The organism is Agrobacterium pusense, from assembly GCF_900102105.1.
GTDB classification, from domain to species: Bacteria; Pseudomonadota; Alphaproteobacteria; order Rhizobiales; family Rhizobiaceae; genus Agrobacterium; species Agrobacterium pusense.
The window spans coordinates 62556-77195 of record NZ_FNBB01000010.1 but is presented as its reverse complement, the minus strand read 5'-3'; the positions used below and the strand labels follow the sequence as shown (position 1 = coordinate 77195).

The following is a 14640-nucleotide window of genomic DNA, read 5'->3' as shown; positions in this document are numbered from 1 at the left end:
CAAGGGTGTTCGACTGCGGCGTTTAAAAAGACTGACCGATGCCAGCATAAATGCCGAAACTGTTGCCGCCATCGTATTTGTCTAGCGGCGTGGCGACATCGAGACGCAGAGGCCCGAAGGGTGTCGCGTAACGCAGCCCGATACCGGCGCCAGCCCGAATGTCGGAAAAGTCCGGGGTCACGTCTTCAGAGACCACACCCGCATCGATAAAAGGCACGATACCGATCGTGTCGGTGACCTTGATGCGGGCTTCAATGGAGCCAACGACATAGGAGCGACCGCCGGTCGCGTCGCCTGCCGCATTATAAGGCGATATTTCCTGATAGCTATAGCCACGCACGGACCCGCCGCCCCCGGCATAAAAGCGGCGGGTGGTGGGGATGTCCTGCAGGTCGCTTCCGCCGACGAGCACGCCGCCCGACAGTTTTCCGGCCATGATCAGCCTGTCTTCGGCGCCCAGCCCCTTGTACCCGGTAATCGAACCTTCGAAAGAGGAGAAGAAGGTCCCGTTCAGGGCCTCATAGCTGGGCTTGGCGGCCACCGATGCACGAAAGCCTTCGGTCGGGTTGAGCTTGTCGTCGCGGGTATCGCGAACGAATTCCAGCGGAATGGACGTGGTAAGATATTCGTTCTTTCCGAAGGCATCGTCTGTATCGGCCCACTGCACCTCCAGGCCCGCGGCAGCCGTGTCGGTATCGTTTAGTTCATAACTGAAACCGGCAGTCCCAGTCAGCGTCTTGGCTTCGTAGGTGTCCGGATGCTCGGTCTTGGCAATCAGGCTGGTCTTGAATGTCGTGCGGGGATTGAACATTCCGGGCTTCGTAAAGGTAATGCCCGCCGAATAGTCCATGCCTTCCACGCTCGATGCCTCTGCAATGCGCGAGACCGAGCCCTCGATGCGCAGCGATTCGGCCTGGCCGAACAGGTTTCTGTGGCCCCAGTAGCCCTGAAGACCAATGCCTTCGGTGGTGGAATATTGTGCGCCGACGCCGAAATAGCGGTGCTTGCCTTCGGACACTTCGATGGTCAACGGAATGGTGCCGTCGCGGGCGAGCGTTCCTGCCTCCTTGATCGTCAGGCTGGAAAAAACACCGAGCTGGCGCAGGCGATCGGCGGCCTTGCGCAGTTTTTCCGGCGAATAGGGCTCGCCGCCATTGAGGCGCGAATAGCGGCGGATGAAATCCCCATCGACGGTTTTTTCACCGGTGACGGTGACCGTGCCGAGTGGGGCGACGGGGCCGCCTTCGGCCGCCATGGTGATGTCGACAGTGTTTGTCGCATGGTTTGCAACGGCCTCGCGTTTCGTCAGCTTGGCAAGCGGGCGGCCTTCGGCCTTCAGATCATCGATCAGCTTGTTGCCGGCGCGGATGATCGCCAGGGAGCCGGCATCGCCGCCCGTCGTCAGGCCGTATTCCTCGAGATTGCGGCCTGTGACGTCGCCTTCGAGACGGATATTGCCGAGTGTGAATTTGGGACCGGGCGTAACGGTTATGACCACGGGAACGGGCGCGCTATGGTCGAAAACCGGGTTGGGCGGCAGGTCGTCGACATTCCTCCCGGCCACGGTGACATTGACAATACCGCCATAGCGGGCGTTTTCATAAAGCGCTGCAATCAGCCTGTCCCTGTCGTCCCTTGCCTTTATCAGGAGTCCGAGATCGCCTGAGGCAGGCTTGTCCTTGTCGGCCAAAAGAAGGGAACTGTTTTCGAGGCTGTCCGTCAGGGATTTGTCGGCGTCGGGAGCGTTGAGCGTGACGGCATATTTGACGGGGTTGATAACCTCGACCTCCGGTTCTTCCGAACCCCACAGGCGCATGCCGAACAGTTTAAAGGCGAAGGCATCACGCGCAAAAGCCGGATACAGGGCGAACGTCACAGCAACCGCAAGCGCGGTGCCAGCTTTCCGATACGCAATACCTGTCTTCGGGTTAGTTCGTGTTCTTCGCATAAGCTGCTTTATGGTTGAGCCTTTATTGTCGCCCTAACCCGTTTCCTCTCCGTTAACATTGCAATTTAATCATAAATAAACGGCTTTGAGGACCCTCGGCACATGTTTTGCAGCCCATAACGCAAAAAGCCCCGGATGACCGGGGCTTCTGTGCAACGGTATTTCGCGAAGCGATTAGCGGCAACGTGCCGTGTAACGCTGGCCGTACTGGTCGCGGTAATAGCAATAGCCCGGCTCGGAAGCGTTGCCAATCAAAGCACCACCGACGCCACCGATCGCTGCGCCAACAGCTGCGCCACGAACGTTGCCAGTGACCGCGCCACCGATAACGGCGCCGGAAACGGCACCAATCGAAGCACCCTTTTCAGTCTGCGTGCAGCTTGCAAGCGACAGGCCGACCAGCGCAAATATGATTGCCTTTTTCATGAAACTCTCTCCAACGTTACAATGAGCTCTTTGGCTCGGTAGGCGTCCCATATTTATCTGCGGCGACTGCTACCTCCGACCGCCACAGATAACTAACAATTCGATGTCGTTTAGGGAAGCCTCCACTTAAGGCATTCCTCCGAGCGTAAATCGATTGTGCCCCAAACAACGGCGCGGCGCAAAAAAGGTTCCAAAAATCCGCTTTTTTGATGTGAATCAATTTTGCGCTTTTCATGAGCGGCTATAAACGGTTTATTGGAATGGTTCAAAACAACGGCGAATTGACGCAGTGGCGGCTAAAATAGCCCGGAAGGGTTGACGGTCCCGGCAACGAGGCAGAGAACGAGCTGGTCAATTCTGGAGCATGGCATGGACTTCGAGGCATTTTTCACGACGGAACTGCAAAGCCTGCATTCTGAGGGACGCTATCGCGTTTTTGCGGATATCGAACGCCAGCAGGGCAATTTCCCCCGCGCGACCCGGTATAACGCCAATGGTGAACGCAAGGACGTTACTGTCTGGTGTTCCAACGACTATCTCGGCATGGGCCAGAACCCGAAGGTTGTCGAAGCCATGAAAGCCGCCATTGATCACTGTGGCGCGGGTGCGGGAGGCACCCGGAATATTTCTGGCACCAACCACTATCACGTCCTGCTCGAGCGCGAACTTGCTGACCTCCATGGCAAGGAATCGGCGCTGATCTTCACCTCAGGCTATGTGTCCAACTGGGCTACCCTCGGTACGCTCGGCCAGAAGATACCTGGCCTGATCATCTTTTCGGACGCGCTCAACCATGCCTCAATGATCGAGGGCATCCGTTATGGCCGTTGTGAGCGGGTGATCTGGAAGCACAATGATCTCGAGGACCTCGAGGCCAAGCTCCAGGCCGCTGATCCGAACGCGCCGAAGCTCATCGCTTTCGAATCCGTTTATTCCATGGACGGCGATATCGCGCCGATCAGCGAAATCTGCGATCTTGCCGATCGTTATGGCGCCATGACCTATCTCGATGAAGTCCACGCTGTGGGCATGTACGGCCCGCGCGGCGGCGGCATTGCCGAGCGCGAAGGCCTGATGGATCGCCTGACGATCATCGAGGGAACGCTCGGCAAGGCCTTCGGCGTCATGGGCGGTTACATTACCGGCTCCACCGCGGTCTGCGATTTCATCCGCTCCTTCGCTTCCGGTTTCATCTTCACCACGGCATTGCCGCCGTCGCTCGCCGCCGGAGCGATTGCTTCGATCCAGCATCTGAAGGCAAGCCCTTTCGAGCGGGCCCGTCATCAGGACCGCGTGCGGAAGCTGCGTGGACTTCTCGATGCGCGCGGCATTCCGCATATGGACAATCCAAGCCACATCGTGCCGGTCATGGTGGGCGATGCTGCCAAGTGCAAATGGATATCTGATATCCTGCTCGACAGTCACGGCGTCTATGTGCAGCCGATCAATTATCCGACGGTGCCGCGTAAGACCGAGCGTCTGCGCATCACCCCGACCCCGCTGCATAGCGACGCGGACATCGAGCATCTGGTCGGCGCGCTGCATCAACTCTGGTCGCATTGTGCGCTGGCGCGTGCGGTGGCGTAAGGAAACTCTTCGGATAGGGAAATCGGGCCGCGTTTACGCGGCCTTTTCTTTGGTGGAGATGAGTTCGCCGGCATGGCGGCGAGCTTCCTCATCTGCCGCGAATACATCTTCGATCGTGCCAGCGCTGCGGCCGTCATCCATCCGGTCCATGACCGTTTCCACGATGTCCGCCATATCGAGGAAACCGATGGCGCCGTCGACGAAGGCGTGAAAGGCGGTCTCCTCGGCGGCGTTCAGGGCGGCACCCTGTAAGCCGCCGCGCTCCAGCGCGGTTCGCGCCAGCCGAAGTGCCGGGAACCGTGCCTCATCCGGCGCCTCGAAATCGAGCCTCGCCAGTTTTGCGAAATCCAGCCGTTCGACGTTCAGCTGTCCGCGCTCAGGATAGGTAAGGGCGTAAGAAATGGCGGTGCGCATATCGGGAGATCCGAGCTGCGCGATATAAGAGCCGTCGCTGTAGCCAACCATCGAATGCACGATCGACTGCGGATGGACTATTACCTCAACCTGATCCGGCCTGAGATCGAAGAGATATTTCGCCTCGATCATCTCCAGTCCCTTGTTGAACATGGACGCGCTGCCGATGGAAACCTTCAACCCCATTGACCAGTTGGGATGGGCGCGGGCGACGTCCGCCGTGACATTGGTCATTTCTTCGCGCGACCATGTCCGGAACGGGCCGCCGGAAGCCGTCAGGATGATGCGTTCCACAGCCTCTCTGTGATCGCCCGTGAGGCACTGGAAGATTGCGCTGTGCTCGCTGTCGACCGGGATCAGCCTGCCGCCACCCTGCTTGACCGTGCGTATAAAAACATCGCCCGCCGAAACGAGGCACTCCTTGTTGGCGAGGGCGATATCTGCGCCACGCCTGGCCGCAGTCACCGTGGGGGCCAGACCGGGGGTTCCGGCAATGGCCGCCATCACCCAGCCGGCATCCATCGAAGCCGCCTCTTCAAGACCGGATTTGCCTGCCGCGGTCTTTATGCCCGTTCCTGCGAGAGCGGACTTGAGGTCTTCGTAGTTGTCGTCCTCGGCGGTAACGGCAAGCTCCGCGCCGAATTGTCGCGCCTGCTCCGCCAGAAGGGCGATATTCCCGGCGCCGGTCAAAGCCACGATCTCGAATTGGCCCCTGCCGCCCAGTTGACGGACCACATCCAGCGTATTGGAGCCGATCGAACCCGTCGAACCCAAGATCGTCAGCTTGCGGGGCATTTCACTGGCATTCGTCATTTTTAGTCCGTCGGTCCGTTGCTGGTCGCAATTCTTCGGGCGTGCCGTTCTCCCGAAGGTACTGCACGTTTTCGGGCTATATGCTTTAGCCTCTACCCGCGAAAACAAGCCATAACAAGGACAAAGCCAGCCTATTGTTTTTGCGGATGGCAAAGCCATATGCAAGAAAAACGATGAGAGGATATTGATGCGGCGTTTTCTCGTTTCCAGCGGATGGATTTTTGCGGCGAGCCTTGTGCTGGTTGCGGCCTTTGTCCCTTTTGATCCGCGCCTCTCGGAAAGCGCGCAGGCGTTGCCCGGTGCAGTGGTATCCTTTAATCGTGCGATTACCGATTTCGGAACTTTCCGCTGGATGCTTTATTCCACCGGCGCGCTGGCCATTCTCGCCTATGTCGCGGCGCGGGTTCTCAGCGCGCAGACCTATCATGGCCGGTTGCGGACAGCGTGGCGGCTTCTCTCCTATTTCTTTCTGACAATCGGAACCGCGAGCATTCTCGTTCATACGCTAAAGTTCCTGATCGGCCGGGCGCGGCCGGAGCTCCTTCTGGAAATGGGGGCGTATAGCCTTACACCCTTCACCGGCGACAATCTTTATGAAAGCTTTCCTTCCGGCCATTCCACGGCTGCCGGAGCGTTTTTCGGTGTCTTTGCCATGCTTATGCCGCGCTTTCGCTGGGCGTTTCTTCTGCTTGCCCTTGTGATTGGCGTCTCACGTGTCATTGTCGGCGCGCATTATCCGAGCGATGTGGCGGCCGGGCTGCTGCTCGGCATGTGGACGGCCATGGCCTTCGCCTTTATCTTCGCCAGGTCCGACATGTTGTTCCGGTTCGACGCACAGGGGTGGCCGCAACCGAAAAACGTGGCCTTACCTGCGCAAAAGACTTGATGGTGGTGGGGGATCGTATGGTTGCCGGGGGCCTTGACGCCGAAATGCCAGAGCGGAAGCGGATCATCACAAGGGTTGCCATTGCCGGCGCTGGCCCTGCCGGGCTCATGCTCGGGCTCCTCCTTGCGAGAGCAGGTATCGATGTCACCATCGTTGAAAAGCATGGCGATTTCCTGCGCGATTTTCGGGGCGATACCATTCATCCTTCCACTCTCGATATTGTTGAGCAGCTAGGCTTCATTCGGGAGTTTCTGGCGCTGCCGCATACGAGAGCGCAGAAACTTCATGCCGAGATTGCGGGTCGGACGGTCACCATCGCCGATTTTTCCCGGCTGCCTGCGAGAAACCGTTTCATCGCCTTCATGCCGCAATGGGATTTCCTAAGCTTTCTTGCCGGCAAGGCAGGGCAATATGAGAATTTCACGCTGCTCATGAATGCAGGTGTCTCGGGTCTGCGCGAGCGCGATGGCGTTGTTGCGGGTCTCGTGGTGGATACGTCCGACGGGCCGCTGGAGATCGATGCCGAGCTCGTGATCGGGGCGGATGGCCGCAATTCAATCGTGCGGGACAAGGCAGGTCTGTTGGTGGAAAGCTTCGGGCAGCCGACGGAGGTTCTCTGGATGAAACTATCCAGGCAGCCGGGCGATCCGGCGGAAACCATGGCGCATGCCGGCCCCCAGCAGGGTTTCGTCCTGATAGATCGCGGCGATTATTGGCAGTGCGGTTTTGTGGTCCGCCGCGGAACCTTCGCCGAGATGAAGGTTCAGGGTATCGCAGCGTTCCGCGATGCGGTGGCGAAAGTGTGCCCGCTGCCGCAGGAACGGCTTCTCGAACTTCAGACCTTTGAGGATGTGCATCTGCTGACGGTCAGGATCGACCGGCTGAAGCGGTGGTGGAAGCCTGGCCTCATCTGCATCGGTGACGCGGCTCACGCCATGTCGCCCATTGGCGGCGTCGGTGTCAATCTTGCCATTCAGGATGCCGTTGCCGCCGCAAATATTCTCATTCCCGTTCTTGCGCGGGGCGAAAAGCCAGGCGAGCGGGAATTGATGGCCATCGAAGCGCGGCGCTCATTTCCGACAAGGGCGACACAAAAGCTGCAATTGATGATGCGCAGCAGCCGGAAGAAGGATCAGGGCAATAGCCGCAAGGCGAAAGGGCCCCCCGCTTTCGTGCGCATGATTGCCCGCGTTCCGCTTCTCGCCCATCTCGCCGGCCGTTTGATCGGCCTCGGTTTCCGACGGGAGAAGTTGACCCGTTGATCCTTCGGTGGCGTGTAGGCGTCCGTTCAGGCCTCTTCGATCACCCGTGCATGTTTCAGCCCGAGAACGGCCGAGCCGATCAGTCCCGGTTCAATCCTGCAGATGGCAGGCACGACAAGCGGCCGGGCGAAGCGACGGAGAATTCGGGCTCTGACCGCTTCATCCAGTGTGGCAAGCAGTTCCCTGGAGTTTGACAGGCCGCCGCCGACCGGCACGATGGTTGCCCCGGTGACGTTTATCACCATCGCCAGCGGCGAAGCGAGAATATCGACAAGGATATCGATGGTTCTTGCGGCGTCCGGGTTGCCGCCCAGCCAGGCTGCGATGATCTCCTCGCTGGTCATGTCCTGCCGGTGGAGATGCATATGAAGCTTTTCCATGCCGCGGGCGCTGCCAATGGCATCGATACAACCCGTGAGGCCACAGCCGCATTCGAACCGAGGCAACTCGACCGGCGGGTTGCCGGCCCGCGTTGCAGCCACGGGTCCGTGGCCCCATTCGCCGGCGAAGCCACCCTCGCTGTTGATGAGCCGGCCGTCGATCACCAGACCTCCGCCGACACCGGTTCCGAGGATGACGCCAAAAACCACGCGATGGCCCCGCCCGGAACCGATCTCCGATTCGGCCATCACGAAACAGTCGGCATCGTTGGAGACGATGACAGGAAGGCCCAGCGCCTGTTCCAGTTCGTCCTTCAGCGCGCGGCCATGAATACTTGGAATATTGGCGACAGTGGCCCTGCCGGTGTCGGCATCGATGACGCCGGCAATCGACAGCGACACGCAGGCGGGTGTGCCGCCACTATTGTCGATGACGGATTTCAGGCCGGCGGCAAAGTCTTCAAAGCTGGTCTTTGGAGTCGGGATGCGCGGCACGGGGCGAATATCGTCAGGAGCGTAGGCAATCGCGCCCTTGATGGTCGTTCCGCCTATATCGAAACAAACGATCATGATTCAGCCTCCGGAGCGTGCGGCATCGTGGATCTTATCTCCGCCGATCCATGTCGAATGCATCTGAAGGTCAGGTGTAAGCATGACAAAATCCGCATCGAAACCAGGCAGAAGTCTGCCTTTGCCAGAAGCGCCGATTGCCTCGGCAGGATAGGCTGACGCCATTCTCAAGGCCTCTTCCAGCGGCGCGTCCAGCTTTTCGTGCATGAAGCGAATGCAGGAGAGCATATCGATATCCGCCCCCGCCAGCGTACCGTCTTCAAGCGTCAGCCGGCCGCCGTTGCGATAGACACGCCTGCCATTCAGTTCAAAACCATCATCGTCGGTGCCGATAGTCGACATGGCATCCGTGACGAGGAAGATGTGGGCCGGGCCATTCTTTGCGCGCAGCGCAATGCCGATCGCGGCCGGATCGACATGGAAACCGTCGGCGATCAATCCACAATCGAGCTTGCCGTTTGAAAGTGCCGCCCCCACGAGCCCCGGCTCGCGATGACCGAGCGGGCTCATGGCATTGAAAAGATGTGTGACCATCGAAGCACCTGCTTCGGCATAGGCAGTCGCCATGTCGAGTCCTGTGTCCGTGTGGCCGAGACTGACGACGATGCCGGCTTCTGCCAGCGCCTTGACCTGTTCCAAGGTTACATTCTCTGGGGCAACGGTCGTCATCACGAAGGGGAGTTTTGCCTTGCATCCGGTCAGCACCGCCAGATCAGGCGCTTCCATTTTGCGGATCAGTGCCGGATCATGTGTGCCCTTGCGGGCAACCGAAAGATGCGGGCCCTCGAAATGCAGGCCGAGAAAGCCGGGCACCCTTTCTCTTTGGGCGTCAATGCCCGCTTCGGCGGCTCGCAATGTGATATCCGGCCGGTCGGTGATGAGCGTGACCATTAGCGCTGTGGTGCCGAATTTCGCATGGGCGGAGCAGATCCGGGCTATTCCTTTCGCATCCGGCTGGTTATTGAACATCACCCCACCGCCGCCGTTGACCTGAAGGTCAATGAAGCCAGGCGTGATAAGCAATCCTGGCGCGTCGATGATCTCGGCTTCTGCCGGTGCGGACATGCGGCCACTGATGTCGCCGACACGGCCATCCACGGTCACGAGCACCCTGTCGTCGTGCCATGCGGCACCATCGAAAATGCGGGCGCCGACGAATGCCTTGATGCCGCTCATTGAGTTTCCGTCACCTTCTTCAACGCCACCGGCGCATCCGGGTTGAAGCCGCGCAGGCGCGACAATTGCTCGATGAAGCCGTAAAACGGCGCGATCAACAACAATGCATCGGTCAGCGGATGGTTGGTTTCCACGAAGGGCAGGGACTTGGCGGGGCTGCCTTTTGAGGATGTAACGAAAACATTGGCGCCCTTGCGGGAGAGATTTGCGGCAATTTCCGTCACGGAGGTCTCGGCGCGGTCACGGGCGGCAAAGGCGATCACCGGAAATCTCGGCGCGACCAGCGAAACCGGGCCATGCATGACTTCTGCCGACGAATAGGCTTCCGCGTGCAGTTCGCAGGTTTCCTTGCATTTCAGCGCGGCTTCCGCGGCGATGGCGAGAGCAGGACCACGGCCAAGCATATAAAGCGATTCCTCACCCTTGACCGCCTCGCCGATGTGGCTCCAGTCAAGGGCGACGGCCCGGGCGAAATTCTGCGGCAGGGCGCTGATCGCCTTGGCAAGCAGGTTGTCTTCCGTCCATTCGGCAAGGATCGCGAGACCGGCAACGATGGAGTTGACGAAGGATTTGGTGGCAGCCACGGCTTTTTCCGGGCCAGCCTGTATATCGATCGCGTGATCGGCGGCATCGCCAAGCGCAGATGGCAGGGTGTTGACGAGCGAGAAAGTGAGCGCGCCGCCATCGCGCGCACTTTGCGCCAAGGCGACGATATCCGGGCTCTTGCCCGATTGCGAAACGGCAATGGCCGCCGCCCGTTCCAGCCGCAGCTTCGTCTGGTAGATCGAGGCGAGCGACGGGCCGAGCGAGGCGACCGGAAGCCCGGTCTGCAGTTCGATGGCATATTTCAGGAAATGGGCGGCGTGATCGGAAGATCCACGGGCGATGGTGACGATAACGGCCGGATCACGGGCCTTCAGCTTGGCGCCGGCTTCCTGGAAGTCCGAATTGGCATTGTCGAGCAGGCGGGCGACTGCATCGGGAATCTCGTCGATTTCCTGGCGCATCAGGGTTGTCATTGTTTCTGTCCTTGATCACTGGTGGTCACTCGGGGCCCATCGTCAGTTCGGCGACGAGGTCATAGGCGTCGCTGCGGTACAGCGCACGGGATATTTCCATGAGGCGCCCGCTTTCCAGATAGGCCATTCGCTGAACGGAAAGCGCTGCCGAGCCCGGCGGAACGCCAAGCAGCAGGGTTTCTTCATCGGTAAGGTTACGGGCAGAGATGCGCTGGATGGCGCGCACCGGGCGAATGCCACTTTTCTCAAGCTCAAGATAGAGCGAATTTTCGACCAGTTGCGGGTCGGGCAGAATATCGCCTGGCAGGCTCGTGACTTCAAGCGCGATCGGCTGGTCATTGGCAAGGCGCAGACGGGTGAGCCGCGCCACCATGGCCGATTGTGAAAGGCCAAGCGCCATCATTTCGTCGCCGGTGGGGTGAAAGAGGCCTCTGTCCAGCCAGCGGGTGCTCGCCGTCATGCCACGCCGGCGCATGTCCTCCGTAAACGAAGTGAGCTTGGTCAGAGGCTGTTGCATGCGGGTGATCGGCTTGACGACAAAGGTACCGGAACCGTGCCGCCGGACGAGGAGGCCGTCGCGCACGAGGTCATCCACAGCCTTGCGCACCGTGACGCGGCTGACGCAGGCACTTTCCGCAATGTCGCGCTCTGGCGGCAAGGCATCGCCATGTTTCAGGCGGCCACCATTGATGGCGTCTTCAATCGTCTGGCGCAGCTTTAGGTAAAGCGGGCCGCCACCCGATTGCAGATCCTCCAGATTAAGCGCTGCCCCGTTCATCCATAACCTCTGTTACAATCCGATATGGCTGCTTCTGGCTATACCACACAAGTCGCGATCAGCAATACCAAAATAGAACCATTGGCGAACTTGTATTATTAATCGGAGCTTTTTTCGTTCTAATGCCTCAATTTAAGGCCTTATGATCGAAATTTCCGCATTAACCAAAAAAATTTTCTGAGCATTGTAATTGCTCTAGACGATTGGCATTTTTTTGGTATTGTTTTGGCATCGGTTGCCGGTGAATAGCTGTTGCGCGTCCTGCCGGCCTGGAAGAATCGGTTTCATATCCGCGACTTGCCAGAGTAAATCGAATTTTGCTTGACCGTTTTGAAAACTAATTTCATCATGGTTGGAAATTATCGCAGATAACTGAATAGCCAGCGGAGAATTGGCTGAATCTGCGAAAATTATTTACGAATGAGCAGGGAACAAAGTTCATGAAGGTGGGAATTATCGGACTCGGATTCCGTCTCGGTTATCTGGGCTACGTTTTTCATGAGATCGACAAGGATTTCGAGATCGTCGGTTATGTCGATCCAGCGCCGGCGGGCTTGCCGGGTCTCAAGGAAAAGGGGATCTCGGCTGGCAAGGCTTACGACAGCCCCGAGGCCTTGATCGCCAATGAAAAATTCGATCTCCTGATGATCGGTTCGCCGAACCACATGCATCTCGACCATATCCGCATCGGTCTTGAGGCGGGTTGCACCATCTTCTCCGAAAAGCCGATCGTCGTCAGCATCGAGGAAAGCCTCGAACTTGCCCGGCTCCTCAACAAGCATGGTCACGAGCGGTTGCTGGTGGGTCTAGTTCTGCGATATTCGCCGCTTTACCGCGATCTGCGCGCCGCACAGGCTGAAGGTAAGCTTGGCGATGTCGTTTCCATCGAGGCTTCCGAGCATATTCCGCCCTATCACGGCGCATTCTTCATGCGCGACTGGCGGCGTTACGAGCACTATTCCGGCTCGTTCATGCTCGAAAAATGCTGCCACGATCTCGATCTCTACAATGGTGTTGTCGGCGCGCGACCCCGTTTCGTATCGAGCTTTGGCGGGCGCAAAAGCTTCACGCCGGCCAATGCGCCGCAGAATGATGGCATCAACGACATGGAGGTTTACCATCGCAAGCCGAGCGGCTGGATGGGATCCGACAAGGTTTTCGACAGCGACGGCGACATCATCGATTACCAGACGGCGATCGTCGAATATGAAAACGGCGCTTCGCTTGCTTTCCATACCAATCTCAACGTTCCCGATGATTTCCGCCGTTTCTGCGTCATCGGCGCCAAGGGCATGGCGGAGGGCGATTTCGTGCGCGGTTTTCTCAACGTGCATAATGCCCGCACCAATGAAAAGACCCTGGCCAAGACCTATTCGGCGGCAACCACGCTCTCGCAGCATTATGGTGCGGACGAGCAGATGGCGGAGGATGTCATCGCCCATGTCGTCGAGGGCGCGCCGCTTCCGGTTTCCGCGCTCGACGCAATCGAGGCCGGTATTCTGGCGCTTGCGATGGATGAAGCGCGTCATGGCCGCAAGGTGGTCGATCTGAAGCCGGTTTGGGAGGCATACGATCTGGCCCTGCATGGGCAGCCGAAATCCCCCGCCGTGAAAACGGCTTGAGGGGCGGCGCGATGGAAGCGAAACGCAGCGCTGTCGTCTTTGCCTGGCTCCTTCTTCTGCCGGCGCTTTTATACATCACGGTTATCGTTGCTTATCCGCTTGTCGATACCTTCATCCTGTCCTTTACCGATGCGTCGCTCAGGAAAACGACAAATTGGGTCGGCTTCATCAATTACGAGAAGATCTTCAACGCGACTTTTGCCGATGTCATCACGCGGACCTTTATCTGGACGTTCTTTTCCGTCTCGATAAAGATGATCATCGGCACCTTTGGTGCAGTGCTGCTGAACTCCGCCGTTCCCGGCCGGGCGCTGTTTCGCATCCTGACAATGCCGCCGTGGATCGTGCCGATGGCTATCGGCATCTTCATGTGGGGCTGGATGTATAACGGCCAGTTCGGCATGATTTCCGGCGTGCTGCAGAACCTCGGCCTGGTGGATGGTCCGGTCGCATTCCTCGCCTATGGCAGAACGGCATTCTGGGCAACGATCGTCACTGACGTCTGGATCGGCGTGCCGATGGTGACGCTCTATCTGCTGGCGGCCATCCAGGCCATTCCGCAGGATCTCTACGAGGCCGCATGGACAGACGGGGCAAGCCGCCTCTACCGCTTCCGCCGCATCACGCTGCCGCTGATGCTGCCCGCGATGATTACCATGTCGATGATCTCGCTGATTTCGACCTTTAATTCCTTCGATATCATCTGGATCCTGACGCAGGGCGGACCGACCGGCCAGACCACGACCATGATCATCGACACGTACAAGACGGCGATCGGCTCTTACAAATATGGTGAGGGTGCCGCGCGCGCCGTGCTGATCTGCATCTTCCTGTCGATCTTCACCTATTTCTACTTCCGCATTACCAGCCGCATCTCGCAGGAGGCCAGCCGATGACCGACAAGAATGCGATGATCAACCGCTACAGGTGGTATGAAATTGTCGGGATTTATTGCGGTATCGCCGTGTTCCTGACCTTCGTGCTGGCGCCCTTCGTCGAAGGATTCCTGGTTTCGCTGAAACCGCTCAGCCTGCTGTTTTCCTCGCCTTACAAGTTCTGGCCGACAAACGGTTCCTTCGAGGCCTACCGCACCATGTGGGTCAGCGTTCCGGGCTTCGCCCGCTACGTTTTCAACTCGTTCTTCATTTCGACGATCTCCACGATCATCGTTCTGCTTCTGGTGGTTCCGGCGTCATATGCCTTCGCCCGGTTCCAGTTTCGCGGCCGCGGGCAATTGCTCGGTGCATTTCTGGCGATCAACATGTTCTCCGGCGCCGTGCTCCTGATCCCGCTTTACCGGCTGATGCGCAATATGGGTGTGCTGAACACCTATCTGGCGATGATCATTCCCGGAGCCGCTTTCCTGATCCCGACCGCGATCTGGCTTTTGCGCACCTATATGCTGCGTATCCCGCGGGAACTGGAAGAGGCGGCCTATGTGGATGGCGCAAGCTACTTCTACACCTTCCGTCGGGTGATCCTGCCGCTTGCGATGCCGGGTATCGCCGTGGTCTCCATCACAACCTTCATCGGCGCTTATGCGCAGCAGTTCATCTTCGCGCTCACCTTCAATTCCAAGACCGAATATATGCCGCTGCCCATCGGCCTCTTCGCCTATTTCGGTCGTCAGGAAGTCATCTGGAATGAGTTGATGGCGGCCAGCTTCGTCGGCATTGCGCCGGCCATGGTCGTGATCTTCTTCATGCAACGATATCTCGTCAGCGGGCTGACCGCCGGCGCGGTGAAATAAACAACAACC

At 58.7% G+C, this 14640-nt stretch carries 13 protein-coding genes; 6 read left to right on the top strand and 7 right to left on the bottom strand.

The window, feature by feature from the left end:
• Window positions 1–22: 22 nt before the first annotated feature.
• Window positions 23–1948 carry an autotransporter assembly complex protein TamA gene (locus BLU28_RS19965; protein WP_052114193.1) on the bottom strand — a complete coding sequence of 642 codons (1926 nt, stop codon included), beginning with the start codon at window positions 1946–1948 and terminating at the stop codon, window positions 23–25.
• A 174-nt stretch (window positions 1949–2122) separates the two neighbouring features.
• The gene (locus BLU28_RS19960) at window positions 2123–2374 is read right to left on the bottom strand and encodes a YMGG-like glycine zipper-containing protein (RefSeq protein WP_004443753.1); all 252 of its coding nucleotides are present in this window, start codon (window positions 2372–2374) and stop codon (window positions 2123–2125) included.
• Between the two features lie 369 nt (window positions 2375–2743).
• On the opposite strand from BLU28_RS19960, the gene hemA reads away from it, so the two are divergent.
• Entirely contained in the window at window positions 2744–3961 is a 1218-nt protein-coding gene (gene hemA, locus BLU28_RS19955; protein WP_006698218.1) for a 5-aminolevulinate synthase, read from the top strand.
• Between the two features lie 33 nt (window positions 3962–3994).
• Here the strand turns inward: hemA and dxr are convergent, their stop codons facing one another.
• Complete coding sequence (gene dxr, locus BLU28_RS19950) at window positions 3995–5188, bottom strand: 1-deoxy-D-xylulose-5-phosphate reductoisomerase (protein WP_077987017.1); 1194 nt, start codon at window positions 5186–5188, stop codon at window positions 3995–3997.
• A 187-nt stretch (window positions 5189–5375) separates the two neighbouring features.
• Here dxr and BLU28_RS19945 point away from each other — a divergent pair, with 187 nt between their 5' ends.
• On the top strand, window positions 5376–6074 hold the full coding sequence (locus BLU28_RS19945) for a phosphatase PAP2 family protein (protein ID WP_077987018.1): 699 nt from the start codon (window positions 5376–5378) through the stop codon (window positions 6072–6074).
• 17 nt (window positions 6075–6091) lie between these two features.
• Complete coding sequence (locus BLU28_RS19940; RefSeq protein ID WP_411462826.1) at window positions 6092–7336, top strand: FAD-dependent oxidoreductase; 1245 nt, start codon at window positions 6092–6094, stop codon at window positions 7334–7336.
• Between the two features lie 26 nt (window positions 7337–7362).
• Here BLU28_RS19940 and BLU28_RS19935 read toward each other — a convergent pair whose 3' ends face one another.
• The 4 genes from BLU28_RS19935 to BLU28_RS19920 are packed head-to-tail and all read right to left on the bottom strand — an operon-like array spanning window position 7363 to window position 11259.
• Window positions 7363–8286, bottom strand: a complete 924-nt coding sequence (locus BLU28_RS19935; RefSeq protein ID WP_035210269.1) for an ROK family protein — start codon at window positions 8284–8286, stop codon at window positions 7363–7365.
• Window positions 8287–8289: 3 nt separating this feature from the next.
• Window positions 8290–9462: an N-acetylglucosamine-6-phosphate deacetylase gene (nagA, locus tag BLU28_RS19930; RefSeq protein WP_035210268.1), complete on the bottom strand. Its 1173-nt coding sequence runs from the start codon at window positions 9460–9462 to the stop codon at window positions 8290–8292.
• Entirely contained in the window at window positions 9459–10481 is a 1023-nt protein-coding gene (locus tag BLU28_RS19925) for an SIS domain-containing protein (RefSeq protein ID WP_004443735.1), read from the bottom strand. The genes nagA and BLU28_RS19925 overlap by 4 nt, the downstream gene beginning before the upstream one ends.
• Window positions 10482–10506: 25 nt before the next feature.
• On the bottom strand, window positions 10507–11259 hold the full coding sequence (locus tag BLU28_RS19920) for a GntR family transcriptional regulator (protein ID WP_022556921.1): 753 nt from the start codon (window positions 11257–11259) through the stop codon (window positions 10507–10509).
• Window positions 11260–11699: 440 nt separating this feature from the next.
• Here BLU28_RS19920 and BLU28_RS19910 point away from each other — a divergent pair, with 440 nt between their 5' ends.
• Genes BLU28_RS19910 through BLU28_RS19900 form a run of 3 tightly spaced genes read left to right on the top strand, consistent with a single transcriptional unit; the run spans window position 11700 to window position 14631 of the window.
• Window positions 11700–12881, top strand: coding sequence for a Gfo/Idh/MocA family protein (locus BLU28_RS19910; protein ID WP_004443731.1), 1182 nt, complete (start codon window positions 11700–11702; stop codon window positions 12879–12881).
• Window positions 12882–12892: 11 nt separating this feature from the next.
• A complete protein-coding gene (locus BLU28_RS19905) occupies window positions 12893–13777 on the top strand; it encodes a carbohydrate ABC transporter permease (protein WP_004443728.1) in 885 nt (294 codons plus the stop codon).
• Window positions 13774–14631: a carbohydrate ABC transporter permease gene (locus BLU28_RS19900; RefSeq protein ID WP_004443724.1), complete on the top strand. Its 858-nt coding sequence runs from the start codon at window positions 13774–13776 to the stop codon at window positions 14629–14631. Before BLU28_RS19905 ends, BLU28_RS19900 begins: the two co-directional genes overlap by 4 nt.
• The last annotated feature ends 9 nt before the right edge of the window (window positions 14632–14640 follow it).

Excerpts from the sequence above, each read along its gene's own strand:
- BLU28_RS19965 (WP_052114193.1), bottom strand. The coding sequence starts at position 1,948 with ATGCGAAGAACACGAACTAACCCGAAGACAGGTATTGCGTATCGGAAA.
- BLU28_RS19960 (WP_004443753.1), bottom strand. The coding sequence starts at position 2,374 with ATGAAAAAGGCAATCATATTTGCGCTGGTCGGCCTGTCGCTTGCAAGC.
- hemA (WP_006698218.1), top strand. The coding sequence starts at position 2,744 with ATGGACTTCGAGGCATTTTTCACGACGGAACTGCAAAGCCTGCATTCT.
- dxr (WP_077987017.1), bottom strand. The coding sequence starts at position 5,188 with ATGACGAATGCCAGTGAAATGCCCCGCAAGCTGACGATCTTGGGTTCG.
- BLU28_RS19945 (WP_077987018.1), top strand. The coding sequence starts at position 5,376 with ATGCGGCGTTTTCTCGTTTCCAGCGGATGGATTTTTGCGGCGAGCCTT.
- BLU28_RS19940 (WP_411462826.1), top strand. The coding sequence starts at position 6,092 with ATGGTTGCCGGGGGCCTTGACGCCGAAATGCCAGAGCGGAAGCGGATC.
- BLU28_RS19935 (WP_035210269.1), bottom strand. The coding sequence starts at position 8,286 with ATGATCGTTTGTTTCGATATAGGCGGAACGACCATCAAGGGCGCGATT.
- nagA (WP_035210268.1), bottom strand. The coding sequence starts at position 9,462 with ATGAGCGGCATCAAGGCATTCGTCGGCGCCCGCATTTTCGATGGTGCC.
- BLU28_RS19925 (WP_004443735.1), bottom strand. The coding sequence starts at position 10,481 with ATGACAACCCTGATGCGCCAGGAAATCGACGAGATTCCCGATGCAGTC.
- BLU28_RS19920 (WP_022556921.1), bottom strand. The coding sequence starts at position 11,259 with ATGAACGGGGCAGCGCTTAATCTGGAGGATCTGCAATCGGGTGGCGGC.
- BLU28_RS19910 (WP_004443731.1), top strand. The coding sequence starts at position 11,700 with ATGAAGGTGGGAATTATCGGACTCGGATTCCGTCTCGGTTATCTGGGC.
- BLU28_RS19905 (WP_004443728.1), top strand. The coding sequence starts at position 12,893 with ATGGAAGCGAAACGCAGCGCTGTCGTCTTTGCCTGGCTCCTTCTTCTG.
- BLU28_RS19900 (WP_004443724.1), top strand. The coding sequence starts at position 13,774 with ATGACCGACAAGAATGCGATGATCAACCGCTACAGGTGGTATGAAATT.